Here is a 25,886-nt window from a genome sequence, read left to right as displayed (position 1 = left end):
GTATAGATCAGATGATGAGACTTTTCCAGTAAAGCTTGATGTCTGTACTTATACTCTTTTGTGTCATAAAAACAGGTAAGAATAAAATGTTATGGTCAGACCAGTAGTGGTAATGGGTCGTACCAATTGGTGGCGGGTTATTCATCTAAAATAAAGGAACAATGAATACTTCATAAATATATGATATAAATATCAATGTATAGAATTCTTGTCTGCTGGTGACGGGGGTGACATTGCATATACAGGCACAGCTGTGGTTTGAATAAAAACCTCATTTCATGCTCTGGTTTGGTGAAAAGACTTGTTTCTCCGTATCTTCTCGGCTATTATGCCTGCCACCTTCAAAAAAAATTGAAACCCTGCCCACTTCTGAGCGCATTGTGTGCCGGAAGTGCCTCCCACCAGGGCACTGTTGGGCGGGAGACTATAAACCTGTCGGTGGGCCAAATGTCTGTCACTGCATTCGCCGGCAGATGTGTGAATTTTCAGAGCCTGAAAGGCACAAGCAGAAAAGAGGAACAAAGTGAAAGTATTGGTAATTAACTCAGGAAGCTCTTCAATCAAGTTTCAGCTTCTTGACATGGCGGATGAGTCGGTCCTGGCTTCTGGACTGGTGGAAAGGATTGGCGAACCGGAGGGTTTGATTAAATGTGAGCTGCGGCCGGATACGGATGGTGAAGAGGTCATCAAGATCCAGGAGAAGGTGCCCGATCATGAGCATGGAATGCGTAAGGCGGTGGAACTGCTCTCTGATAAGGACAAAGGTGTTATTACCGATCGTGCCGATATCGGTGCTGTTGGCCACAGGGTCGTTCATGGCGGGGAGGAGTTCCACCAGCCGACCCTGATCACGGACGAGGTTTTGGCAGCCATTCTGAAAACTGTGCCGCTCGCCCCCCTGCATAATCCGGCCAATCTTGACGGTATCATGGTCGCTCGTGAGCTGTTCCCGGAAGCACCGCAGGTCGCCGTCTTCGATACCGCCTTCCATCAGTCGATTCCTCCCCATGCCTACCATTACGCTCTGCCCTATGAGATGTACGAAAAGCATCGCGTGCGCCGGTATGGCTTTCACGGCACTTCTCATATGTTTGTAGCACGTGAGTGTGCACGTCTTATGGGCAAGAAGCCTGAAGAGCTGAATATCATCACCGTACATCTTGGAAACGGCTGCTCGATGACCGCCGTTAAAAACGGCAAATCCATCGATACCACCCTGGGACTGACCCCGCTTGAGGGGCTGGTCATGGGGACCCGTTCAGGCGATGTCGATCCGGCTATTTATGCGTTCCTGGCTCGCAACTGTGACATGGATATTGACGCCATCGACAATATGCTGAACAAGGAGTCGGGTCTGAAAGGGCTTTGCGGCCTCAACGATATGCGTGATATCCACGAAGCCATTGAGAAAGGTGACGAGAAGGCAAAGCTTGCCCTTGATGTCCAGACGTACCGGAACCGGAAGTATATCGGAGCCTATATGGCGGCACTTGGCAGGGTGGACGCTATTGTTTTCACCGCCGGTATCGGTGAAAATGATGATATCGTCCGTGAGAAATCAGTTGAAGGACTGGAAGCTTTCGGTATCGTGATCGATAAAGAAGTGAATGCGCAGCGGGTCAAGAAACCTCTGCTGTTGAGCTCCAAGGATTCCGCCGTGCAGATCTGGGGCATCCCAACCAACGAGGAGCTGGCGATCGCCCGCCAGGCGGTTGAGATTGTCTGATACCCTGCTCAAGCAGTAACATGATTTTAAGCCCCGGTGGAATTGTTCCCCCGGGGCTTTTTTTTTTAACGACAACGCGGCCCGATCGGCTCAGGGGAGGGGGGCAGTTTTCACGGGACCTCATCAGCCCTTCCAGGTGAGATACTTTGCCGACGTCCGGGCTGCAGAGACCTGGGGAGAGAAACCCCGGGCCCTGCTTCCGGGGAGAGAGGAGTATCTTGTATACGTTATCTTTTTGTTGCTGAATCTGTCCTTTTGGGTAATGTGACATTTCGTTCTTCTTGTTGCGGGTTTCCCTGAAATTCCCTCTTTACCCAGGTAGTTATTACAGTGGACCGGCAGCAGTACAATTGTTGGAATTAAATCTACTTACCACTAGGTGCGCCTTGGAAACTCAGGTTCTTTCCCAAGGTGCCGGCTAGAGAAATGGAGGATGTTATGTGGAAGAAAATAGAGGCAGCACCGGCCGATTCGATTCTTGGATTGACCGAGGCATTTAAAAACGATACGAATCCGGGAAAGGTGAATCTCGGTGTAGGCGTCTATAAGGACGACGCAGGCAATACCCCTGTTCTCAAGTGTGTCAAGACGGCAGAGAAAGTGTTGTTGGAAAAGGAGAGCACCAAGAGTTACCTGCCCATCTCCGGTGATCCGGCTTATGGGCGCTGTGTCCAGGATCTTCTCTTTGGCGAAGGCAGTGAGGTCGTCGGTTCCGGTCGTGCCGCTACGGTCCACGCACCGGGTGGCACGGGAGCCTTGCGGGTTGGCGCCGAATTACTGAAAAAGTTTACGGCGGGAGCCAAGGTGTGGATAAGCACCCCTACCTGGGCGAACCACAAGGGCATTTTCAGTGCTGCTGGGTTTGAACTGGCCGATTACGGCTATTATGACAAAAATACCATGAGCCTTGATTTCCCTGCCATGGTGGCCAGCCTGGAGAACGTTGGTGCCGGGGATATCGTGTTGTTGCACGCCTGCTGCCATAATCCGAGCGGCGTGGACTTAAACGAGGAACAATGGAGGAAGGTAGCAGAGATGGCGAAAGAGGGCGGCTGGATTCCGTTTCTTGATTTTGCCTACCAGGGTTTCGGTGCCGGTGTCGACGAAGACCGGTACAGTGTGGAGCAGTTCGCGGCTGCAGGTATCGATTACTATATCGCCAGTTCTTTTTCCAAGAATTTCGGTCTCTATAACGAGCGGACCGGTGCCCTGACCATCGTCAGCCCCTCCAAGGAAGAGTCACTGGTTGCCATGAGTCATCTCAAGGCCACGGTACGGGTTATTTATTCAAATCCTCCTGCCCATGGCGGGTTGGTGGTTTCCACCATCCTTAGTGATGAGCAGTTGAAACAGCAGTGGCTCGGTGAACTTGATGATATGCGAAAGCGTATTGTTGACATGCGCAGCGCGCTGGTGGATGGTCTGGCTGCACGCGGGGTGGATCGCGACTTCTCCTTTATCAAGGACCAGCGCGGCATGTTCTCGTTCAGTGGCTTAAACGATGACATCGTTCAGTGGCTCAAAGAAAACAAGGCAATTTATGTGGTTGGGGGCGGCAGGATTAACCTGGCGGGTCTCACCACCGCCAATATTGATTATGTCTGCGACTCCATCGCGGAGGGCTTGAAGAAATAATTCAAGGTGTCCTGAGGCCTGTTTATGATCGATCCGTGCTGGCAGGCTACCGGCTGGTATCTGCTGGTGCTGATCCCTCTCGTGGTATGTATGAAACTCCTGTCCCTATGGCTGAATTGGCCTGGGGGCAGGAGGGATTTGTTGAGTTTTTTCTTCGCTCCATCTCTTTGTTTTTCCAGCTGGCATAATCGCAGGCAGGTCTGTCGAAAGGATTTTTTTGTACTTGCTGCGAAGAGTTTTTTCTTTTGCCTTCTCCTTGGGTTCATTTTCTTTTTCGAGTTGCGAATCCCCCCTGATCTTCCTCCGTGGCTGCAGGGGTATCTGGCCGTGATCCCCTTCTGGCTGATGCTGGAAATGGTCCAGGCCCTGTTGCAGGTTCTCTGGATGCCTGCCGGTCGATTGGTGCCGCCTGTAAATGTGCATCCCATATTTTCGGCATCCGTGTCGGAGTTTTGGGGGCGTCGCTGGAACAGGCTGTTTGGCGACTGGCTCTATGAAATCTGTTTCAAGCCGTTTTTCAGGGCTCCCGTTATGGGGTTGCTCCTCGCTTTTGTTATTTCCGGCCTGCTCCATGAACTGCTGGTGAGTCTACCCTACCTGGTGGTATACGGAAAAAGCCTGTTCGGCCTGATGCTCGTCTATTTCGTCATTCAGTTTCTGGCAATTCTCATTGAGCGGAAATGGCTGGCAGCCTCTCCTGTTGCAGGGCGGATTTACTGCTGGCTTGTTGTTCTCGGCCCGGCTCCCATGGTGCTGAACAGCGGGACGTTGAGGATCTTTCAGATGGTCGGTTCCTGTTGAGAGGTGGTTGGGGGGAAACTGGGCAGTGCAGGAACGGGGGAGGCTGCAGTTTCTTCATCGCGAGCTAGCTACAGGCGGTATTGAGTCCAGGGGCATTGAGAGCATAAATATGGACCCCTCACCGGGAGTTGACAGTATCTCTATTTGGCCATTCAGCAGTCCCAGTCTCTCTTTCAGGGAGTAGAGGCCAAAGCCGGGCTCAATGGAGCTGGTGTGAAAGCCACATCCTTCATCGGCTACTTCAAGTATCAACCTGTTCGTCTCCTGTCGAAGAATGACCTGTCCGTTTTCGGTACCGCTGTGCTTGATGATGTTGATAATCAGCTCCCGGACAGCCCGGTAGAGTGTAACTTTTTGTTGATGATTCGGTTGCAGGGGCGCAGGCAGCAGGTTGGTGAACAGCAGCTGCATATTGTGACGGCTGTTCACGTCATCCACCAGCCATTCGAGCGCAGCTTCCAGGCCGAAGTCATAGAGTACGGGCGGGCTTATCTGGAAAGTGAGGGAGCGAAGATCGTTAAGGGCCAGTTCCAGATGGTCCTGTATTTCAATTAGTTCCGGGTTAAGCAGGTTTTTTTGTTTGGCCTTTTTCACCTTGGACAGGCTCAGGGCCAGAAGCTGGGTGACGCTGTCATGAAGATCTTCGGCAATAGCTTTTCTCTCCCGCTCCTCGGTTGCCACCAGCTCAAGAGACATTTGCTGCAGCTGCTGTTCAATGTTTGTCCGTTCTTCCTCGATCAGTTTTTGCTGGAGGGAGAGCAGGTGCTCGGTGCGTTCCCTGATGATCTCGTCCCGGTTGAGGATCTGCTGGGTATGGTCGGCTTCCACCTCTTCGGCCCGAATGGTCAGCTCCCTGATCCAGGGAATGGATGACAGCGTGCCCTTGGCGAGACGGGTCAGGAGCGGTTGGTCCTGATAACGGATGGTGAAATCCCATATCGCCCCACCAGTGGCTGTACCGGGGTCGATACAGTGCAGGTCGACGCTGACCTCCGTGGCACCGGCAAGTTTTGCATAGGAACAAAAACAACCGGCATTCCATTGCATGGTGAAGTCACAGATGTCGATATCGGGGTTATGGGTGATACGGATGACCACCAACCCAGGGCCTTGTTTTCGGATCTGGTATTTTTTGGTTCGATTGAATTTTGCTGCTTCCTGGGATACACGCTGGGCCACTCGTTGCACACCAAGCAGCGGGATGCCGATAGCGGTCCTGATGAGCGGCTGACTCCTGAACATGGTGCTGCCGATTTTAAAACCCAGTCTGGGGTCGGGAATGACCTGCTGGATCTGCTCGTGAAGTGCCTTGATGAATCGGTGTGAGAACCAGTATCGTTCCTGACGAAGATGGCTCAGGGTTACTTGCTCTACTACTCCGCTTGCAAGGTTTTCGATACAACAGGGGAACTGGTTTGCGATAGTGTCAATCGCAGCGGCGAGGTCCAGTGAGGGATGGTGGTTCTCCAGGTATTGGACCAGCCAGTATGTGTTCAGGCCCGAGACCTGTTTCGGCATAACCGCTTGTACGTGAGGAGACTCCATGCCATTGACCAGTTTTCATCTGTTTTCTTTGGTTTGTGGGTGTTGTAACCGTCAGATACCATATTCAATTTTTGGCCCATGGGCAAGTGTAGTCCCCAACCTGTCAGGAAAAATTGATTATATGGAACCGTGCTTGCCATTCAAAGGGGAAAAGCTGTATGGTTAAAAGGATACGATACGGAATGAACAGGTAGAAGCCATCTTCTGATGACCCTTGTTCCTCAGTAATCTGTCCGGGTCAGGCCAACTCGTTTCAACGGGCCGCCATCAACCCGTCCATGGGGGCTTCACTGCAGCCATCCGGGCTGCAGAGACCCGTGAAACGACTAGTCCTGCCCCTCCTGCAAAGCAGCGGCTGAGCTTTTGGGGGAATCAGATAAAGTATGATCAGGTAACGAGTATGACAGTTCCCAGGATGCCGGGTGTAGGCAGGAAAAAGGCTAAACTGAAAGACGCCATTTTTATTATCACCCAGGAAAAGACCTGCCCCCTCTATAATGTGGGTGAGGAGATTAAGGTGGCCAATGGTTCCATCTCGATCTCGTCCTACAAACCGGTCTGCTTATATCTCAGCAAAAAATCCATTGAAATAGCCTCAACCCCGGAAGGGTTTGGTGGTGGAATCAGCCCGATCCGCAGCAAGAGGGCGCGGTTTGACTGCGGCGGTTGCGGTGACAGCAACCTGATTCACTTCGAGTACAAGCAAGAGAAGGATTTCGCTACCCTGCAGATGAAGATGCTGAGCGAAGCGGAGGCGCAGCGCCGCAGACAGCATCTGGAACGTTATTTCGGTATGCTGCGTACCATGGAGGTTTTTGAGTCACTTGATGACGATGCCCTGCGCGACCTGACCCTGATGCTGGAGTTCAAGACCATCCCGGTGGACAAGGTGGTGGTTAAGAAGGGCGAGCCGGGCAATCACCTCAATATTATCTTAAAAGGAAAGCTGGGACTGCTTGCTGATGACGGCACCCGGATCGCCGAGATGGGGTCCGGTGAGATTTTTGGTGAGATGAGTCTGTTGACCGGTGATCCGGTCTCCAACTCCATCCACACCCTTGATCCGACCCAGATCGCCATGCTCAGCCTGAAGAATTTCAAGTATGTGATTGTCAAGTATCCGGTGCTCCAGCTCTTCCTCTTTAAGATGCTGGTCGCCCGGGCTCAGGCCATGGCACTGAAAGAAGGGAATATCTCATCCGGTATGACCGGTGAGCTTGAGGAGATTGCCGCAGTCGACCTCTTCCAGCTCATCAACTCCTCCCAGAAAACCGGCACCATCACCTTAAGTCTCGCGCGCGGACAGGCCCATATCTACTTCTTTGAAGGCCAGATTGTTTTTGCCCGTTACCTGCAAATGAAGGGGAAGGAGGCGGTGTACGCGCTGCTGAATGCCAATAAAGGGTTTTTTAGTTATGCTAAAGGGATTCCTCATCAGCTTGATGGGCGACCGCCTTTGGGTGATTTTATGGGGATGCTGATGGAAGGGTTGCAGCGGATTGATGAGGTAGATGGGGATATGGGAGAGGATTAGCTTTTCACCAGTCCAGGTAGTACCGGCTTCCACAGTGTTTTGCCAATGAGCATAGCTTACTATGGCTCATTGACAAAAACTTCGAATCCGGTACCACCTGAACTGGTGAACAATCCGGACTTGGGAGCTAAAGTTGGTAATAAAAAAGCCGGGCAATTGCCCGGCTTTTTTATTGCAATGTAATTTGGTGTTACTTTTTCTTGCGTCTGCTGATTCCAGCGAGACCGGCAAGACCGGTTCCGAAAAGGAGCATGGTTGCGGGTTCTGGTACAGGATTTCTAGCCCCGACAGTTATAGAATCTTCACCAGTTGTGAGTTCATCAATACTTCCATAGTTACCAATATGGACGCCTGCATAGAGGTCACTTCCAAAAGCTGTGAAGGTGAACAATGAAATATCCAAGGCTGTTCCAGTATGATATAAAGTGCCTTTCCAAGGATCCCACTCACCTACATCATCATTGAGGTCAAAGCCATCTGCATTCTGTATTTTAAGCTTATCTTCATCTACGCTAACGACAGAGGCAGTGGCCTGGCCCTGTGTTTTAACATTAGTCAGCATAAAGGCGCCTGTAGGTGCGGGAAAATAACTGTCATCATAATTTAAAGCTATTTCTAGTACTTTGTAGAACGTGTTAGGGTTAGCAGGAACAGCAGATATTGGATCTACTAAATCGACAAAAATCTCAATAGCGTTATAAGAAGTGCTGTCCACTTCAATAGTAGTATCAGTCAATGTCATTGTACCAAATAAGCTACTGTCTTGGCACTCTTTGTTAGAATCAATATAACAATTTAGATCCCAGCTAATACTGGCAGCTGTTGCCATAGATCCTAAAGGTAATATAAAACTTACCAACCCAACCACAATTCCCAGCAAACTACCCTTCTTTATATTTCCCATTTTTCCCTCCCCTAAACGAGGTTCCCCCCCCTTGGTACTTCTTTTTTGGGAAACCGCTTAGTGAATCCGAGTTTTATAGTTTATCCCCGATTGTGCTATTCTATTGCGGTTGGGGTCCAAAAACAATAGGTAGAAATACCTAGTAGAGGCAGAAATGTTGGGGAGAAATTGGGTCTTCAAAAATTATTTAGGAATTATTCCTTACTATTTCAAGCTGCTCCAGACGATTGTGCAAATTTGTGTCAGGAAGAAAAAAAATTCTTTTTGAATTATTTTTTCAGGTGCCCGGGAAAGCAGCGTACCCATATTCCTGCTAGGTAGGGAATTGACGGGAAACAGGAGCATTATAGTCTTGATTATCCGGAATGTTTCCATTAGCATAGCGCATTTTGTCGTATATATGATTCGTTGATATATTGAGGGAATTCAGTTGAGGGAGAGAAGAATGCGTTGGGTAGGAAATGTAGTTGCCGGAGGATTGTATTGTTGTCCCATTATACTTGTTGGGCCTTCCATGAGTCAGGCTGCCGGTTTTTCCAATTTTACCCTCGGGGCGGGGCCCATGGGAATGGGGAACGCGGCAGTTGCCCATGCCGAAGGAATTACCTCGATCCATTACAACCCGGCACTTCAGCTTGAGTTTGATGGAGTCGTCACGGAACTGGGGTTGACGGTGGTTTCTCCGGAAAAGACGCTTGATTCCAGCGTTACCATGCAGAGCTATGAATCTGAAGATAATCATTACACTCCGGCTCATTTTGCTGCGGGGTATCGACTGTCGGAGAAGATCTCCTTGGGTTTGACACTGAATAACCCATTCGGGCTCGGTTCCGAGTTTCCTGACGATACGGTATTTAGGTATGCGACCACCGAATCGGAACTTACCACCTGGGACCTGAATCCATCCATCGCCTGGCGAGCCCACGACAAGGTCGATATCGCCGCGGGTGTCCGTGGCGTCCGGGCTGACACCACGCTTGAACGGATGATACTCCTGGACAGTTTCGGGCTCTCAGACGGCAGGCAACACTTTGAGGCGGATGGTACTGGCTATGGCTGGAATGCAGGCGTTACCATACGACCCGTCGATAACTGGTCCATCGGGCTCTCCTACCGGAGCGAGGTGGAGATCGATTTTTCCGGCACCCTCAGCTTTGATCTTCCTGTTGCGGGGAGTCCTCTGCAGATGGTTTTCCCGACCACTTCCGCCGAATCCGATTTCACCCTGCCAGCCCAGTTTTTTGGAGGTGTTGCCTATCAGCCGTCAAAGAAGTGGGTATTTGAGGCGGCTGTCCGCTGGGAGGAGTATTCCAGCTATGATGCCCAGACGGTGACGACGGCACAGCCGGTGGCCGGGATGACGGAACAGACCATCCCCAAGAACTGGAAAGATGTTTGGGGCTACATGCTCGGAGCAAGCTACCAGGCCGACTCCGGTTACCGTTTCTCGGTAGGTTATCTCTACGAGGAGAAACCGGTCCCGGAAGAGACGTTTGAGCCGGGTGCCAGCGGGCTTGATAAGCATACCGTGACCGTCGGGCTTGGCAAGCAGTTCGACCGGTTGAGCTGCCGGGTAAGCCTTGCCTACGATTTCTACCAGGACAGGGATATCGAGAATTCTACCTACATCATGAACGGTACGCATAGCCAGGAGAATTATTCACTGGCCTTTACCTTCGGCTGGACCTTCTGATGGGCTTGTAAAAAGCTCGATCTTCTTCGTTGCAGGTCTGACAGGCCGATTCCGCATACCTTTTGTATTGCGGAATCGGCCTGTCAGACCTGCGACTCGGATACCGAACTTTTTACAAAGCCCACCTCTTTTGACAAATAGACAGGTATTTTGAAAAGATAAAAGGTTGTTGGGGTTGAAATTGAAAGATAGGATGTTCGGCAATGGAAGGGGCAAAAATCAGTAACAGCATGAGCCATCCCATGCCCCGGCAGGTGTCGAGCCTGAACACCGCCTGGCTGATCCAGTGCGTCCGAAGCCGTTTTCCGGAGGTGGATCTTGGCAAAATTGTCCTAACGGCCTACTCTCGCGGGCCTTTCTATATTGAGAATCTCTCAAGCGGGAAGATCGAACCGGTGGATGTACGTCATCTGGAATCACCAGACTACTGGTTTTCCAACCTCTATATGATCTCGCTCTATGATGCCATCACCGAGTTCGTGCCAGACCCCGATTTTGCCTACAACTGCGGGCGTACCTTCTACCAGTCGCAGTCGCTGTTGAAGACCGCCGTGGGTGTGCCTCTGATCGGTCCTTACCGGCTTATCAGGCGAATCGTCAGCGAAAACGACAAGTACAACAGGACCAAGCAGGCGGTTATCCGTAAGCTGGAGAAGGGCCACGTGGTTTTGCGCTTGATCCATATTCCCAACGTGATCATGAACGATTTCGGCATGCAGTGGCATTTAGGCGCTTTTGAGTCCTATGCCCGGTTGGCGGGTGTGACCGATGTGCAGGGGACGGTGAGCTGCATCGAAAAGGGGCCTGCGCGCTATGGAGAACCGGGCCGGGCCATCTATGATTTTTCCTTTACCTTCAAGGATCCTGGATTTATCAGTCGTATAGCGAACCGGCTGATTTATGCCATTCCCGCGGTAAAAAAACTGATCCATAATGCCGAACTGGTGCAGTCGGAGCATAACGAGCAGATTGTCAACCGGGACAGGATCATCCGGGAGAAGACCGAGAAGCTGGTCTCGATCCAGGCCAAGCTGATGGAAGCGGAGCGGCAGACTATCGAGCAGCGATTACAGCATCTCTCAACAGAACTGATCACCACGGAGGAGCGGGAGCGGCGTTCTATTGCCGAAGATCTGCATGACAGCGTGACCCAGCTGTTGGCCCTTAGTGTTTCGGGTCTCAGGAAGCGCAACAGGCTGCAGTCAGGTGATGGCGAACTGCAGCGTATTCAGCAATACCTGCAGAAGGCGCTCGGGGAGACCCGGTCACTCACCTTTCAGATCAGTCCCCCGGTTCTCTATGATTTCGGGCTGGAGGCGGCGGTTGAGTGGCTGGTGAACGATATCTCCGCCCGTAACACCATGGAGATCGATTATATTAATCTGCTGGACCAGCCGCTGGTACTCAGCGATCACCGGAAGATCACCCTCTATAGGGCGGTGCGGGAAGCGCTTATCAACTGTATCAAACATGCCGAGGCGGATTACGGATCAGTGGTCCTGAACTATGAGGACGGCAGGTCCAGGATAGAGATTGAAGATAACGGAGTTGGTTTTGATCCGGATACTATGCAAAAAGGTTTTGGACTCTCTTCCCTGGCTGATCGGCTGGGGAGTATTGATGCTTCATTGGAGTTACATTCTGCCCCGGGAAATGGGAGCAGGATTGTGATACTCCTCCCTCAATAGAACAGCTCCTCTCATAGAGTAACAGGATGGGGTCAGGACAAGATAAATGAGTCCGGCCTGTAGCGTGATCTGACCAGCTACTGTTGGATAATTGAAAACCCCGGTGAGCGAAGAAACGTGGGTGAAGCAGCTTAAAAGGCACGATATTGAGTGACCCAACAAGGAGGGGGAGTTATAGTGAGCTGGTAGTTCAAGCCTTTTGAGAAAACGATCATAATTGTTTCTACTTCTTCCCTGCAGCAAATGGAGGTCACCATGAGTTACGAACACCTGCTTGTCGATATTGATGAGAAGTTTGTCGGAACCATCACCCTGAACCGGCCGGACCAGTTAAACACCTTCAATTACGGTATGGCCGGTGAGCTTCATCAGGCGCTGTTGGCCATGGATGAAGATGCGGGTGTTCGTGTCATTCTGTTGAAAGGCTCAGGCAAGGCGTTCTGCGCCGGGATCGATGTGAATGAGCTTGAAGGCAAGTCCGCCATGGAATACCGGTCTTGGGTCCGGCATATGACCCAGCCGTTGATCTGCATCTCGCAATTGCAGAAACCGGTGATCGCTTCCCTCCAGGGCGTGGCAGCCGCGAACGGTATGGGACTTGCCGCCTCCTCCGATCTTGTCATCGCCGCAGAAAATGCCAAAATGGGTCTTACCGCCATTAATGTGGGTCTCAACTGTGTCGGCCCGGTCATCCCGGTGGCCCGTATCGTCGGCAGAAAAAAGGCGATGGAACTTTTATTATTTGGCAACCTCATCAAGGCTCCCGAAGCAATGGCATTGGGTTTGATAAACAGGACTGTGCCAAAGGAAGACCTTGAAGAAGAGGCCCTTGCCTGGGCCCGCGACCTGGCAACACGAAGCCCGATTGCTGTCCAGATGGCCAAGTCAGCCTTCTATGCCGCCGAAGACATGGATTACCTGAAACAATTCGAATATATGGGCGAGATATTTGCCAGATTATGCACCACAGAAGATGCCAGGGAAGGAGTTGCAGCGTTCTTTGAAAGAAGAAATCCCGAATGGAAACTGCGTTAAAAATGGTGATAAAAATAATTTGAAGTTCAGGTTTTGGTCCAGCGGAGGACTACCCATTTTACAGGACGCCATAAACCCGTCCATGGGGGCTTCGCTGCAGCCGTCCGGGCTTGCAGAGACCCGTAAAAGGGGTAGCCCTCCACTTCCTGAGGATGAAAGGTAAGCTAATAATCAGGTTGTCCCAGAAGTTAGATAAACAATACTATCAGCCTACCAAAAGTTTTGTAGTGCTCCAGATGTTTACAGGCAAGAAGCCCGGCAATACTAACCTGCATATTTCATGAGGGACCAGATTTACCCTCAGGTCACACTTTTGGACGTTTTTTCACGCCTTCATTAGTCCGGGGCTTCCGGTAATGGCCATTTCTTTATCCAATGGACACACCTCCCCTTTCCCCCGTTATTTATCAACGCGCCGGGGCAGCGCTCCGCACCGGTTATCCCGGTGCGAACCGAGCAACAATTTTTGCAAAGAGACTCTGATAAGAATAACTGCTGCTCAAAAGAATTTGAACCCGCCTGGTATTGCGTATAACTACAGCACCTATCTTCAACAACTTTAACCGGATGGTACTTACCTGGCTGCGAGCCAACTTCGTGGTCCTGAGGCAGAGACGGCGAATGCTTTCCAGAAGCACATAAGCAACACTGGAAAGCAGTAGACGAAACTGATTCGGCCACCAGCCCTGACAACTGGTCCGATCCGCAAACAGTCCAAGCTGTTACTCCTTTATCCGGTTTTCCATATCGCCTCGGGCGCAATAGATAGTGTCGTATAGCTCCTGCTCCGGACCCGGCAAGTTGGTTACAACATAGCGAGGATTAGCTCCCCTCCAGCTATGTTCGGCTTTAATAATAACTTTACGAGATCTGTCCCATGTTGCAGCAGCATATTCTATTGAATCGAATAAACGCTATTTTTCGCCGGTCTCTTCATACATTGCTGCAGCTGATTCATGAAGAGTTTGAGACGTTTGGTTAAGGCGCTTATTCTTTGCTATTCCTACGATATAATTAACATCGTTCTTGTCACACCAGCACAGCATCCGCCATCGGCAAAACCCACTATCCCCTCGAAAAATTATTCGAACATGCGGCCAACTGTGTCGAAAGCGCTTAACCAGCAGAGATAAAATGGCCCATGCGTGTTTGGCTCCATCAATTTTACTTGGTCGCAGGTAACTTACAAGAAGCTGATCACCGCAAAAAACATATAATGGCAGGAAACAATAGTGATCGTAATACCCATGAAAAAACGACCTTCCTGTTGACAGTGAGCAGCATCGTCTGTTGCATCAAAATCGAGAATCAATTCGTCAGGTGGTTGGTAAAATGATGAAATGAACTGCTCGACCAGGACCTTGTGAATGGCAACTGCCTCGTCTCGTCCCATGTTATTTTCAAAACGGCATAATGTGGAGGGACTTGCCAGAGCACTATCTTTTCCGAGTACTGTCTGTATCAGGGGGCCTTTGCGTAACGAACTATGATCATTAAGATCTTCATAGCCTAAGCAGATGCCATATACACGTTGTCGAAGAAGGCTGAGTTGATCATGCTGAACTTTCTTTTTGTCTCGGTTATCCTCAAGCACTCTTGCGACACTGGAGGTCAAGTTTAATTGACGATCCATTTCACGTAACACAACAGAACCTCCATCACTTGTTATGTCTCCACCAGAAAAACTTGCTTGAACAAGACGACGTTTACAGCTTGAGAAGGGGATTGGAACTGTGTTACAGTTTATCACGGCGAAACCTCCCTTTATTTTCTTTTTAGGCAATTGAATTATAAAGGATTTTTGAGGTTTCGCCTTCTTTTTTCATGAAATATGCGGGCTAACCCCTTATAAGGCTTGCACATAATTCGATATACGAGCAGTAAACAGCTGAGCCTGAAAGGTTTCAGCCTGCCCTTCGGTGGATATCTTTTAGAGTAGATGGTGAGTAACAGGCAACTTCAAATTCTGAATTTAGTCGCCCCCAGCTGGCGGTGGTGTGAGTTCGCCAAGACCGGGAATGTTCGCACTTTGAACTCCTGACGGTTGTACTTCACTTGCTTGAGGTTGACTATTGGCAGAACCAGCCTGCTGCTTGACATCCCTGAATAAAGGATCATCAAATGACTTGGCAGCACCAGCCTGCTGCTTGACATCCCTGAATAAAGGATCATCAAATGACTTGGTAGCACCAGCCTGCTGCTTGCCATCCTTGAATACAGGATCTTCGAATGACTTGGCAGCACCAGCCTGCTGCTTGACATCCCTGAATAAAGGATCATCAAATGACTTGGCAGCACCAGCCTGCTGCTTGACATCCCTGAATAAAGGATCATCAAATGACTTGGTAGCACCAGCCTGCTGCTTGACATCCTTGAATACAGGATCTTCGAATGACTTGGCAGCACCAGCCTGCTGCTTGACATCCCTGAATAAAGGATCATCAAATGACTTGGTTGCATCAGCCTGCTGCTTGACATCCCTGAATAAAGGATCATCAAATGACTTGGCAGCATCAGCCTGCTGCTTGACATCCTTGAATAAAGGATCATCAAATGACTTGGTTGCATCAGCCTGCTGCTTGACATCCCTGAATAAAGGATCATCAAATGACTTGGGAGCACCAGCCTGCTGCTTGACATCCTTGAATAAAGGATCTTCGAATGACTTGGTAGCACCAGCCTGCTGCTTGACATCCCTGAATAAAGGATCTTCAAATGACTTGGCAGCACCAGCCTGCTGCTTGACATCCTTGAATAAAGGATCTTCGAATGACTTGGCAGCACCAGCCTGCTGCTTGACATCCCTGAATAAAGGATCATCAAATGACTTGGTAGCACCAGCCTGCTGCTTGACATCCCTGAATAAAGGATCATCAAATGACTTGGTAGCACCAGCCTGCTGCTTGACATCCTTCTTTTTAAAGATGTTGTCCATCTTTTTAACGTGTGTTTGTTCCGACAGGTTTATTTTACCCGTTACCTCCCTTGGTACTGCTTTCCCAGGTTGAACCTGCGCTGACTTTGGCAGGGTATCTTGACCCGTTATTGGTCTTGGTAGAGTACCCTGACCTGCTGTTGCTTTGGGCACTGCCGTTGGTGCTGTTTTTTTCCCCTGCGGTTTAGTGATAGCAGGTTGAGACTTAGGGCTATTGGAGGCGGCTGGTTTGGGCTTTACAGCCGGCATCGCTGCTGGCTGTTGTTTGATTGATGGTTTAACGGGGGCTTTCTTTGATGTCTTGGGGAGGCTAACTGCCGGTTTTGGCTTACTAGTGACTGGCGACTTTTGCTTGATTGATGGTTTAACAGGGGCTTTCTTTGATGTCTTGGGGCTAACTGCCGATTGTGGCTTACTAGTGACTGGCGACTGTTGCTTGATAACAATTTGCTGCGCTTTTACCGGTTGTTTTTGTATATTTGTGGCCGCTTGAAGGGGCAACGAGTTGCAGAAAATACATGTAAGGCTCAGTGCGCAAACACTGTTAATAATTTTTCTTCTACACATAGTTCTCCCCTTTGTTGAATCTGAACAAGTTAGCTAAAAAAATAACGATATCGATACATGTATTTAATTAAATTCCGTCGGGTCCAAGGGTAAGATTGGGTCCAAATTTGGTTCCTTTGGCTGGTAAGGTCCTGTAGTAGGCTGTGATACGACAGGTGGACTTGATGATGGAGCCGAAGGTGGTGCGGAACCTGCGGGTGAACTTGATGATGTTGTCGATGACTGGGGTGATGATGTTGTCGATGGCTGGGGTGGTGAAGTCTGCGCACCTGAAGAAACAGTAGTATTTGACTCAGGTGCAGGCACCATCGATGGGCTTGGCTTTTTGCCGTTGGATGTAATGGTGACGTTTTGTACTTCAGTCTGATTCGACAGGGCATTCCCGGTTACCAATTTGTCGTAGCTCGGCAAACCGGATTTGTGCAAAGACTGCTGCCTTAAATAATCAAGTGTCACTATGCGGATCAGGTTGATCTTCCAGGGGTGGTTGAGGATACCTATTTGTCGGTCAAGCTTTGCCTCTTCAAGAGGGGACTGTGCATACGCAACATTGGATAGGAAAGCAACATAGAGGAAAACAGAGATGAGGCCAGTCGTATAAACAATTTTAGAACGTAGCATCAGTGATCTCTCAAAAAGACTGTTAAAAAGCTGTAGTTAGGGTTAATCCGACAACATTTCTTCTGTAATCGGTATACTCCTCGTCTGAATCGGCAGTACCATAAGTGTAGTTAAGATTAAGCATCATGCACTCCCATATATCTTTTTCTAAAGAAAAAGAGAATGCCCAGATATCATCCAATCGTCCATCTGGGAAGTAATCTGGATAGTCTTCCTGACTGTAATTAACCACTCCGATAATGCGAATGTCAAAGGGCAGGTTTTTCGTGACAGAAAAGCTAAGATCGTTACTGCGAAGAACATTCTGGTCACCTTCGCTGTGAATTTTCCGATAGGTGTAGTTGAGGCCTAAAACGAGACTGTTGTCGAACAGGTATAAGTAATTCATGATACCTGCCCGATACTCTTCCCCGTCCTGGGAATACCACTCCGGATACGGGCTATCATTTTCGTATCGTCTGTTGTCCCAGGCAGTTAGGAACTTTGAATAGACACGTTTGTGCCATTGATAACCAAAGCTTAGCTGTAATCCTGCCACATTGCTGTATTTAGTCCAGTCAACACGCGTATCAGTGTAGCTGCTGTCAAATCTTAGACTGTAGAACTTATCAAAAAGGGTTCCGTTATGTTCGACGAACAATGAAAGATTGTTGCTGAAAAGGTCATAGTAACTGAGTTCCGAACGTAAGATCTCAGTGCCATAGAGGCTGTAGCCGATACCAACAGTGAATGGCCAGGGATCAATTTTCTGATCTGGCAGACGCAATTCGCCATAAAATGAGTAGGTGATCCGCATAGAGTCAGTCGGACCCTCGTCGGAAGAGTTTTTTGCACGCAGAGTGATATTGTCATCATACTCGCTGCTTAATGCCCCGTATACTGACCATCTTCGAATATCTTGAACCGCCGCTGTTGATTGTTCTAACTCTTTTAGTTGTGGCAGAATCTCAGCGGCCATTTTTCCATAATCCGTTTCGGGATAGTCGGAAACTATCATCTGGAGAATGTCCATTGCCTCAGGGACACTACCTCGGTAGGCCAGTGCCTGGCCCAGATAGTATTTACAAGCTATACTTTCAGGGTCCAACGTTGTTGCATGCCTTAAAACCTGCACAGCGGCATCATGTTGACCGGTCTCAAGCAGACAGACTCCCTTGACTCGGAGCAGGAGCACATTATCTGGGCTCTTTTGGAGTAAATCCTGGACCTCCAGGTAAGCACCGGCATAATCTCCCGTCTCAATCAGCTTGCTGGCCTTGTACCAGTATGGCTGATCCTGTGCTGCAGCAAATAATGGTTGATGAAAGAGGAAATACACACAAAGGACGAGAAATATTCGATGCATGGCAATGGTATAATTTATTTTATTCAAGTTTGAGTTCAGGTTATAAAACCAGACTGGTAGGAACCCATTGAGAATGCATAGATAGGTCGCCCTGAAGCTTGATTTTTTTTAACTAATTTACACATGAATCAACTTTTAATACCAACATCAAAATACCTAACAATATAAGGAGACATTGTCAATTTATACCTGACAAACGTATCCGCTCGACTCAGTTGTCATGAGTATCCGGTTACATCATCCTTCTCCAGTTGAAGTTTCCGTGATGTTATACTTTCAATTTCTGGAGAAAGAGTGGAATGTGTCAGTTCTCCAAAAGAGAAGTGGAATGAAAAGGGGGGCTAGCCCGAAGGGTGAAAAAGTCCTCGAAATCTCTGGGTACAAAGTGTACCCAGAAGTTGCACAAGAAGTATTTCATTAACATCTCGATATGTCTTCACAATCGAAACGTGGCTAGAGTTTTTCATGAAATATTCGGGCTTAAAAGTATGCCGGGCTTCTTGATCGTGAACAGATGGGGTGCTACAGAACTTTTTCTTACATATTGCGCCTATACTGTCCGCCAGCCTCATAGAGTGCATTGGTGATTTGTCCCAGGCTGCAATGTTTCACTGTATCAATAAGCTCTTCAAAGATATTACCGCCGCTAAGCGCGACCTTCTTCAGCTTCTTCAACGCCTCTTCCGACGTTTCACGGTGTTTCTCATGGAAAGCAGCCAGCCGTTTCAGCTGATCCTGTTTCACATCATCAGTGGCCCGGGCCAGTTCAAGGGTGGCGTTGGCTTCGTCGGAGTTAACTTCGGGGTTGCGGAAGGTGTTGACGCCGATGATCGGATACTCGCCGGAGTGTTTAAGGTGCTCGTAGTAGAGAGACTCTTCCTGGATTTTCGAGCGTTGGTAGCCGGTTTCCATGGCGCCCAGTACCCCGCCCCGGTCGCTGATTCGGTCGAATTCGGAGAGAACCGCTTCTTCCACCAGGTCGGTGAGATCATCGACGATGAAACTGCCCTGAAGCGGGTTCTCGTTCTTGGCCAGTCCCCATTCCCGGTTGATAATCAGTTGGATAGCCAGCGCCCGCCGCACGGATTCAGAACTCGGGGTGGTGATAGCCTCATCATAGGCGTTGGTATGCAGGCTGTTGCAGTTGTCATAGATGGCGCAGAGCGCCTGCAGGGTGGTGCGGATATCGTTGAACTGGATCTCCTGGCAGTGCAGGGAGCGACCCGAGGTCTGGATATGGTACTTCAGTTTCTGTGAACGCTCAGATGCACCGTACTTCTCTCTCATGGCGACTGACCAGATTCGTCTCGCCACTCGGCCTATCACAGTGTATTCCGGATCCATACCGTTGGAGAAGAAAAAGGAGAGATTCGGGGCGATCTTGTCGATATCCATGCCGCGCGCCAGGTAGTACTCAACATACGTAAAACCGTTAGAGAGGGTGAGTGCCAGCTGGGTAATGGGGTTGGCACCCGCCTCGGCGATATGGTAGCCGGAGACGGAAACGGAGTAGAAGTTGCGGACCGCATTTTCTATGAAAAACTCCTGGATATCACCCATCATCTTGAGGGCGAACTCGATGGAGAAAATGCAGGTGTTCTGGCCCTGGTCTTCTTTTAAAATATCCGCCTGGACGGTGCCCCGGACATTGGCAAGAACCACCTTGCGGATTTTCTCCCGCTCTTCTGCAGTTGCCGCCCTGTTCTCATCCTGCTCGAACTTTTCCACCTGCTGGTCGATGGCGGTGTTCATGAACATGGCCAGGATAATCGGTGCCGGCCCGTTGATGGTCATGGAAACAGAGGTGGTGGGGGAACAGAGATCGAACCCGTCGTAGAGCAGTTTCACATCGTCCAGGGTGCAGATAGAGACCCCGGAGGTCCCCACCTTGCCGTAGATGTCCGGTCGAACCGCAGGATCCCAGCCATACAGGGTGACGGAGTCAAAAGCGGTGGACAGCCGTTTGGCCTCGTAGTTGCCGGAGAGCAGCTTGAACCGCTGGTTGGTCTGTCCCGGACCGCCTTCACCGGCAAACATCCTGGTTGGATCCTCTCCCTCACGTTTAAGCGGAAAGACACCACCGGTAAAGGGGAAGAAACCAGGCAGGTTCTCCCGCCTCAGCCAGCTGTAAGTGTCGCCCGGATCGTTCAGCCGGGGCAAGGCAATTTTTGGAATTTTTGAGTGAGAGAGTGATTCCGTATAAAGCGGTACCCGGATCTCACGTCCACGAACATGGTAGACAAGTTCATCACCGGAATAGGCTACCTTGCATTTCTCCCATCTTGCCAGGGTTTCTTCGGTGTCTTTTCCTACTGCGGCAGCACATTCTGCCGCTTTTTGCTTGAGTGTATCAAGAAGTTCCGGACTATTTTCACCAAGCAGACTGGCTGATTTTTCCAGATGCCACTTGTTGCGCACTGCCTGAGCCTGCTTTTCGGTCTCCTCATGGTAGTTACGAACGGTATCTGAAATCTCGGAAAGGTAGCGGATGCGCTTGCCTGGGATAACGATTGTCTTGGAGGTGGGGGTTTTATTCTCCGGCCTCGGCAGTTTGGGGGCAAAGGCCGTACCGGCTTTGTCATTTAAGCTGTCGATGAGTCCGTGGTACAGGGCGGTTACACCGTCATCATTGAATTTTGAGGCGATGGTTCCGTAAACCGAAAAATCCTCAGGTTTTTTATCCCACTCCTTACGGTTGCGCATAACCTGCTTGCGTACGTCACGGATCGCATCATCACTGCCTTTTTTCTCAAACTTGTTGATGACAATGATATCCGCGTAGTCCAGCATATCGATTTTTTCAAGCTGGGATGGTGCACCATATTCACTGGTCATTACATACATGGAGATATCAGCGAGATCGGTTATTCGCGAGTCGCCCTGGCCTATTCCGGCGGTTTCGGCGATTATCAGGTCGAACCCGGCAGCTTTGGCGATGGCGATCGCCTCAGGTAATGATTCAGAGACTTCGTTGGCTGAATCACGGGTAGCAAGGCTGCGCATATATGCATGAGTTGAACCGGTGATGGAATTCATGCGGATCCGGTCGCCGAGCAAAGCGCCACCGGTTTTACGGCGGGAGGGATCACAGCAGATAACGGCGATATTGATATCTTCAAGGTCGTTTAAAAACCTCAGCAGCAGTTCGTCGGTAAGCGAGCTCTTGCCTGCACCACCCGTACCTGTTATGCCGATCACGGGCGGGTTGTTTTTCTTTGCCATTGGTTCCACTATGGCCATAAGCTCGGCAAGGTTGCTCGTGTCCGTCCCCTTCAACTGCTGGGCAACGGTGATGAAACGGGCAATCTCCTTTTTATCCGAATAATGTAGTTTTTTCGGCTGCAGGTCGGTGAGGGTTACGGTGGGGAAATCCATACAGGAGATCATGTGGTTGATCATCCCCTGCAGCCCCATGGAGGCTCCGTCTTCAGGTGAGTAGATCTTGGTGACTCCGTACTCCTCGAGCTCCCTGATCTCGTCGGCAACGATAACACCGCCTCCGCCGCCGAAAACCTTGATGTGTTCTGCCTCGCGTTCTTTTAAGAGGTCGATCATATACTTGAACGCCTCCATATGTCCGCCCTGGTAGCTGGACATGGCAATGCCCTGGGCATCTTCTTCTATGGCTGTATCGACCAGTTCCTGGACGGAACGGTTATGCGCCAGATGAATGACCTCGACGCCGGAATCCTGAAGAATCCTCCGCATAATGTTGGTGGAGGCATCGTGACCGTCGAAGAGGGATGTGGCGGTAATTATCCTGACACTGTTTTTTGGGGTGTAGACTTCAACGTTCGCGTTCATATGTATACCTCAAGCCAGTTATGATTGACGATGTGGATTTTTCAACCGTCGACCGGTTAACACTTCACGCGAAAAAACAGTATCCAAAAGGGGCGAAGTTACCTGTTGGCCAGGAAACTCATGATGAAATCGGTCTGTTGTTCTGTGTATTTTTCAATGGTGAAGTGTTTTGCGAAATACCATCTCCTGAATGCCCAGGTGTGTCCGGTAACGGAGATATTATGACCTATCAGGTTGATGGTATCGTCGTCCAGTTCTGGTAATGTTCCTGTTTTCTTGATCTGGTGCATCGCCTCGATAAAGAGGTTGGTGATGCCCAGCTCTGCTTCCAATACTATTTTCTGCCACTTCGGTGAGAGGAAGTGGGTTACCTGGTACATCAACAGCACGTGGTCGCTCATCCTGTCACAGACCAGGAAATACTCCCGGATAACCTCAGCAAGGGCCTCCGCTCCGCTCAACGGTCTCGCCAGTGCTTCTTTTACGGCCGCTTCAACCTCGGAATGGATTGCCATACAGACTAGATAGAGTACATCTTCCTTGGTGGAGATGTAGTCGTACATGGTGCCGATGGACAAACCGGTCGCCTTGGCGAGAAGTCTTGTTGTTGTTTTATGGTAGCCGTGTTCGATAAAGAGTTTAACAGCGGCATCGACAATTTGTCGACGTCGCTCTTTCACCAGTTCCTGGTTCTTTATCTGCGTGACGACTTTTTTTGCATCTCTGTCTTTTGTTCTCATGTATATCGTTTCGTTGTATGCGTTTCTCTCTGTTTCTGGAGACTGTGATTGCGTTCAAGAAATGCTGTAACCAGCAAATCACCCAACTCGATGGGGTCCGGCAGGATGGGGTCAGGCTTAAGCCTGGCCCCGGCCAACTGGCTCTACGTAATCAACAGCTTTACCTGATAAACTATACAATAATGAAGAAGAACAAAAGTAAAACATTGTGCAGGGTTGTCCTGCGCGACCGGGAACAGGGGTGCTACAATGTGCTATCCTGCTCCCGGAACTTGATTTATCCACCCAGGATCTTCTGGGTCAGCTCCGGCAGGAACTGTTTTACATCGGCCACGACCAGTACATCTGCAACCTCACCGATGGGAGCGTCCTTGTCGGTATTGACGGCGACAACGAATTCCGATTTCTTCATCCCGGCCAGATGCTGGATGGCACCTGATATGCCGCAGGCCACATAGAGTTTGGGTGAAACAGTCTGGCCGGTTGTACCAACCTGCCGTGCGTGCTCGACCCATTCCGCATCGACCACCGGACGGGAGGCGCCGTATTCCCCACCCAGCGCCTTGGCAAGATCGGCCACGATCCCGACATTGTCGGCTCCGCCGATACCACGACCGGCGCTGACGATCACCTCCGCCTTGCCCAGGTCAACGCCGCCTTCCTCGGCCTGCTCATATCCTTCGAAGACGATGACGCCTGTACTGTCCGTATCGACCGGTACGACAGTTGGCTTGGTATCAAGTTCTTCACCCAGACCAAAAGCTCCGGCCTGCAGGGTCAGTACGATCAGCTCCGACTTCGCCTGAACCTTCCGGCGCAGTTTGGAGTTGCAGGCGGGCAGGACCGGTGCTCCGTCTTCAAATCCCGCCACCTCAGAAAACTGGGCGGCACCGAGGCTGTAGGCAACACGAGGGGCGAGGTCCCAGCCGTAGGAGGAATGGCTGAAGACGATCATATCCGGCTTCTCCTTTTCGACCACATCCAGGATGAGTTGCTTGTGAACCACGGGATTGTACTCGCCGTATTTTTCACTGTCGGCAAGATAGAGGGTGCCATCGAAATCGGGGAGATCCGTAGTGGTCCCGGCCATGAACATGACGCTGTCGGCACCTGCCACTTTACAGAAAGCGATCAATTCGGCGCTGCTTGCCAGTGATTTTCCTTCGCGGGTTTCCGCTATGAGTAATGCTTTCATTGTCACCACCTTATCCGGCAAGTATGCCGGTCTTTTCCTTAAGTATTGCCACCAGCTTGTCGGCCAGCTCTGCTACATCACCTTCCAGTACCAGGCCACCGCCTTTTTTCTCCGGCAGTCCCATGGAACTGGTTTCAGCCTTGGGCTCAACTTTCAGCAGGTCAGCCACCGGAATGGAGAGCAGCTCTTTTTTCTTCGCCTTCATGATATTGGGAAGGGTGGGATAACGAGGGGTATTGAGGCCGAGCTGGCAGGTGAAAAGTGCAGGTGAGGTAACGGAAACGACAGCTTTTACGCCTCCCTCAAGCTCTCTTTTGACCTGGATTTTACCGTTATCGAAGGCAAAGTCGACAATGGTGGTGACGGATGGCAGTCCGAGCATCTCGGCAACAAGCACCCCGACCTGACCGCTGCCTCGATCCTGAGACTGCATACCGGTAAAAATAATGTCGAATTCCTTGTCTTTTGCATATTCGGCGATGATGCCGGCAATCTCATATGGGTCCTTGGAGGTGAAATCCGGATCGTCGATGTGGGCACCACGGTCACACCCCATGGCCAGGGCCTTTTTCATGGTTTCCTTCACCTTATCGGAGCCGATGCAGAGTACCGTGGCGTCCCCCCCTGTCTGCTCTTTAAGCTGGACGGCTTGTTCGACGCCATATTCGTCGTATTCGTTCATTCTCCAGGCCAGTTCGCTGGTGTCGTACCAGGTCCCGGCGCCGTCGATCTTGAATTTCGATTCCATATCCGGAACCTGTTTAATGCAAACCAGAATTTTCATTGTTGTTCTCTCGCTCTTTTGTTTACTGCAATGATCGCAAACCGGGGTCAGGCTTAAGCCTGACCCCCATCAAATCAGGTGATGACCAGTACCTTCCGGGGCCAGGCTTAAGCCTGGCCCCATCGAGCTGGGTGATGGCTACCGGCACAAGTTGGTGCCGATAACCAATCGCTGTATCTCGCTGGTTCCTTCATAAATTTCGGTGATCTTGGCGTCGCGCATCATCCGCTCCACCGGGAACTCACGGGTATACCCGTAGCCCCCCAGCACCTGGACCGCCTGGGTGGTAACCTTCATCGCCGTCTCGCTGGCCACCAGTTTGGCCATGGCCGACGCCTGGGTGTAGGATTGATTGTTGCTCGCCTTGTATGCTGCCTGGTAAACAAGCAGCCGGGCAGCCTCAACCAGGCAGGCCATATCGGCCAACTGGAACATGATACCCTGGAAACTTGCGATAGGGCGGTCGAACTGTTTGCGTTCCTTGGCGTAATTGACCGCCTGTTCCAGCGCCCCCTGGGCGATACCGAGAGCCTGTGAGGCGATGCCAATGCGACCGCCGTCAAGTGTCTTCATGGCTACTTTGAATCCCTCACCCTCCTTGCCGAGCAAATTACCGGCGGGAATCCGGCAGTTCTCGAAGACCAGCTCCATGGTAGGTGAGGAGCGGATACCGAGTTTTTCTTCTTTTTTGCCGAAGGTAAACCCCGGGGTGTCCTTTTCAACGATAAAGGCGCTGATACCGTGATGTTTCCTGGCGTCCTTGTCGGTGCGGGCCATGACCACATATACTTCGGCATAACCGGCGTTGGTGATGAAAATCTTGGTACCGTTGAGTACCCATTCGTCTCCGTCGAGGACGGCGGTTGTCTTGGTACCACCCGCATCCGAGCCGGCAGACGGTTCGGTAAGACCGAATCCACCCATCTTTTCGCCTTTGGCCATGGGAACCAGGAATTTTTGTTTCTGTTCCTCATTGCCGAAGAGATAAATCGGGTTGGTTGCTAACGAGAGATGAGCCGAGAGAGTGACACCGGTGGAGGCGCAGACCCGTGAGAGTTCTTCAACGGCGATAGCGTAGCTGATGTAATCCGCTCCTGCACCGCCGTATTCCTCGGGGAATACAATGCCGGTAAGGCCGAGCTCTGCGAGTTTATCAAACATCAGGGTGCGATCAAAACGCTCCTCCTCATCCCTCTCTTTCGCTGAGGGCGCAATCTCGTTTTCGGCAAAATCACGAACCATATCCCTGATGAGGCTTTGTTCTTCGGTCAGTTCGAATTGCATAATGTCAACTCCGGTTTATTGGGGGTGAAGAAATCCTGCACCCGGCGGAG

Annotated in this window: 17 protein-coding genes and 1 pseudogene; 7 read left to right on the top strand and 11 right to left on the bottom strand. The window is 50.5% G+C overall.

What is annotated here, in order from left to right; genetic code table 11:
• Positions 1-523 precede the first annotated feature (523 nt).
• From GA520_RS23185 to GA520_RS23175, 3 genes are all read left to right on the top strand, one after another.
• Positions 524-1,726, top strand: coding sequence for an acetate kinase (locus GA520_RS23185; RefSeq protein ID WP_163335796.1), 1,203 nt, complete (start codon positions 524-526; stop codon positions 1,724-1,726).
• Between the two features lie 438 nt (positions 1,727-2,164).
• A complete protein-coding gene (locus GA520_RS23180; protein WP_163335795.1) occupies positions 2,165-3,361 on the top strand; it encodes an amino acid aminotransferase in 1,197 nt (398 codons plus the stop codon).
• A 141-nt stretch (positions 3,362-3,502) separates the two neighbouring features.
• Positions 3,503-4,162 carry an MBOAT family protein gene (locus GA520_RS23175; protein ID WP_163335794.1) on the top strand — a complete coding sequence of 220 codons (660 nt, stop codon included), beginning with the start codon at positions 3,503-3,505 and terminating at the stop codon, positions 4,160-4,162.
• 54 nt (positions 4,163-4,216) lie between these two features.
• On the opposite strand, the gene GA520_RS23170 is transcribed toward GA520_RS23175, so the two are convergent.
• Positions 4,217-5,707, bottom strand: a complete 1,491-nt coding sequence (locus GA520_RS23170) for a sensor histidine kinase (RefSeq protein WP_163335793.1) — start codon at positions 5,705-5,707, stop codon at positions 4,217-4,219.
• Between the two features lie 400 nt (positions 5,708-6,107).
• On the opposite strand from GA520_RS23170, the gene GA520_RS23165 reads away from it, so the two are divergent.
• Positions 6,108-7,241 (top strand): DUF4388 domain-containing protein, encoded by a 1,134-nt coding sequence (locus GA520_RS23165; RefSeq protein WP_240910023.1) that lies wholly within the window; start codon positions 6,108-6,110, stop codon positions 7,239-7,241.
• 190 nt (positions 7,242-7,431) lie between these two features.
• Here GA520_RS23165 and GA520_RS23160 read toward each other — a convergent pair whose 3' ends face one another.
• Positions 7,432-8,145, bottom strand: a complete 714-nt coding sequence (locus GA520_RS23160) for a PEP-CTERM sorting domain-containing protein (protein WP_205749179.1) — start codon at positions 8,143-8,145, stop codon at positions 7,432-7,434.
• A gap of 445 nt (positions 8,146-8,590) precedes the next feature.
• On the opposite strand from GA520_RS23160, the gene GA520_RS23155 reads away from it, so the two are divergent.
• From GA520_RS23155 to GA520_RS23145, 3 genes are all read left to right on the top strand, one after another.
• Complete coding sequence (locus tag GA520_RS23155; RefSeq protein WP_163335792.1) at positions 8,591-9,838, top strand: OmpP1/FadL family transporter; 1,248 nt, start codon at positions 8,591-8,593, stop codon at positions 9,836-9,838.
• A gap of 203 nt (positions 9,839-10,041) precedes the next feature.
• A complete protein-coding gene (locus tag GA520_RS23150; RefSeq protein WP_163335791.1) occupies positions 10,042-11,526 on the top strand; it encodes a sensor histidine kinase in 1,485 nt (494 codons plus the stop codon).
• Between the two features lie 255 nt (positions 11,527-11,781).
• Positions 11,782-12,561: an enoyl-CoA hydratase/isomerase family protein gene (locus tag GA520_RS23145; protein WP_163335790.1), complete on the top strand. Its 780-nt coding sequence runs from the start codon at positions 11,782-11,784 to the stop codon at positions 12,559-12,561.
• 437 nt (positions 12,562-12,998) lie between these two features.
• Here GA520_RS23145 and GA520_RS23140 read toward each other — a convergent pair.
• From GA520_RS23140 to GA520_RS23100, 9 genes and pseudogenes are all read right to left on the bottom strand, one after another.
• Positions 12,999-14,311 (bottom strand): annotated as a pseudogene (locus tag GA520_RS23140) (IS1380 family transposase).
• 222 nt (positions 14,312-14,533) lie between these two features.
• Positions 14,534-16,063 (bottom strand): hypothetical protein, encoded by a 1,530-nt coding sequence (locus GA520_RS23135; protein WP_163335789.1) that lies wholly within the window; start codon positions 16,061-16,063, stop codon positions 14,534-14,536.
• A gap of 63 nt (positions 16,064-16,126) precedes the next feature.
• A complete protein-coding gene (locus tag GA520_RS23130) occupies positions 16,127-16,684 on the bottom strand; it encodes a hypothetical protein (protein WP_163335788.1) in 558 nt (185 codons plus the stop codon).
• A gap of 22 nt (positions 16,685-16,706) precedes the next feature.
• Entirely contained in the window at positions 16,707-18,056 is a 1,350-nt protein-coding gene (locus GA520_RS23125; protein WP_163335787.1) for a tetratricopeptide repeat protein, read from the bottom strand.
• A gap of 510 nt (positions 18,057-18,566) precedes the next feature.
• A complete protein-coding gene (icmF, locus tag GA520_RS23120) occupies positions 18,567-21,833 on the bottom strand; it encodes a fused isobutyryl-CoA mutase/GTPase IcmF (RefSeq protein WP_163335786.1) in 3,267 nt (1,088 codons plus the stop codon).
• 98 nt (positions 21,834-21,931) lie between these two features.
• A complete protein-coding gene (locus GA520_RS23115; RefSeq protein WP_163335785.1) occupies positions 21,932-22,573 on the bottom strand; it encodes a TetR/AcrR family transcriptional regulator in 642 nt (213 codons plus the stop codon).
• 277 nt (positions 22,574-22,850) lie between these two features.
• A complete protein-coding gene (locus GA520_RS23110; protein ID WP_163335784.1) occupies positions 22,851-23,768 on the bottom strand; it encodes an electron transfer flavoprotein subunit alpha/FixB family protein in 918 nt (305 codons plus the stop codon).
• A gap of 10 nt (positions 23,769-23,778) precedes the next feature.
• Positions 23,779-24,552: an electron transfer flavoprotein subunit beta/FixA family protein gene (locus GA520_RS23105; protein ID WP_163335783.1), complete on the bottom strand. Its 774-nt coding sequence runs from the start codon at positions 24,550-24,552 to the stop codon at positions 23,779-23,781.
• Positions 24,553-24,690: 138 nt separating this feature from the next.
• Positions 24,691-25,836 (bottom strand): acyl-CoA dehydrogenase, encoded by a 1,146-nt coding sequence (locus GA520_RS23100; protein ID WP_163335782.1) that lies wholly within the window; start codon positions 25,834-25,836, stop codon positions 24,691-24,693.
• Positions 25,837-25,886 lie beyond the last annotated feature (50 nt).

It is taken from the genome of Desulfopila sp. IMCC35008, from assembly GCF_010646885.2.
In the GTDB taxonomy this organism is placed as follows: Bacteria; Desulfobacterota; Desulfobulbia; order Desulfobulbales; family Desulfocapsaceae; genus Desulfopila.
Note: the sequence above shows the minus strand (reverse complement) of the source record. Positions and strands in the feature narration are given on the sequence as shown.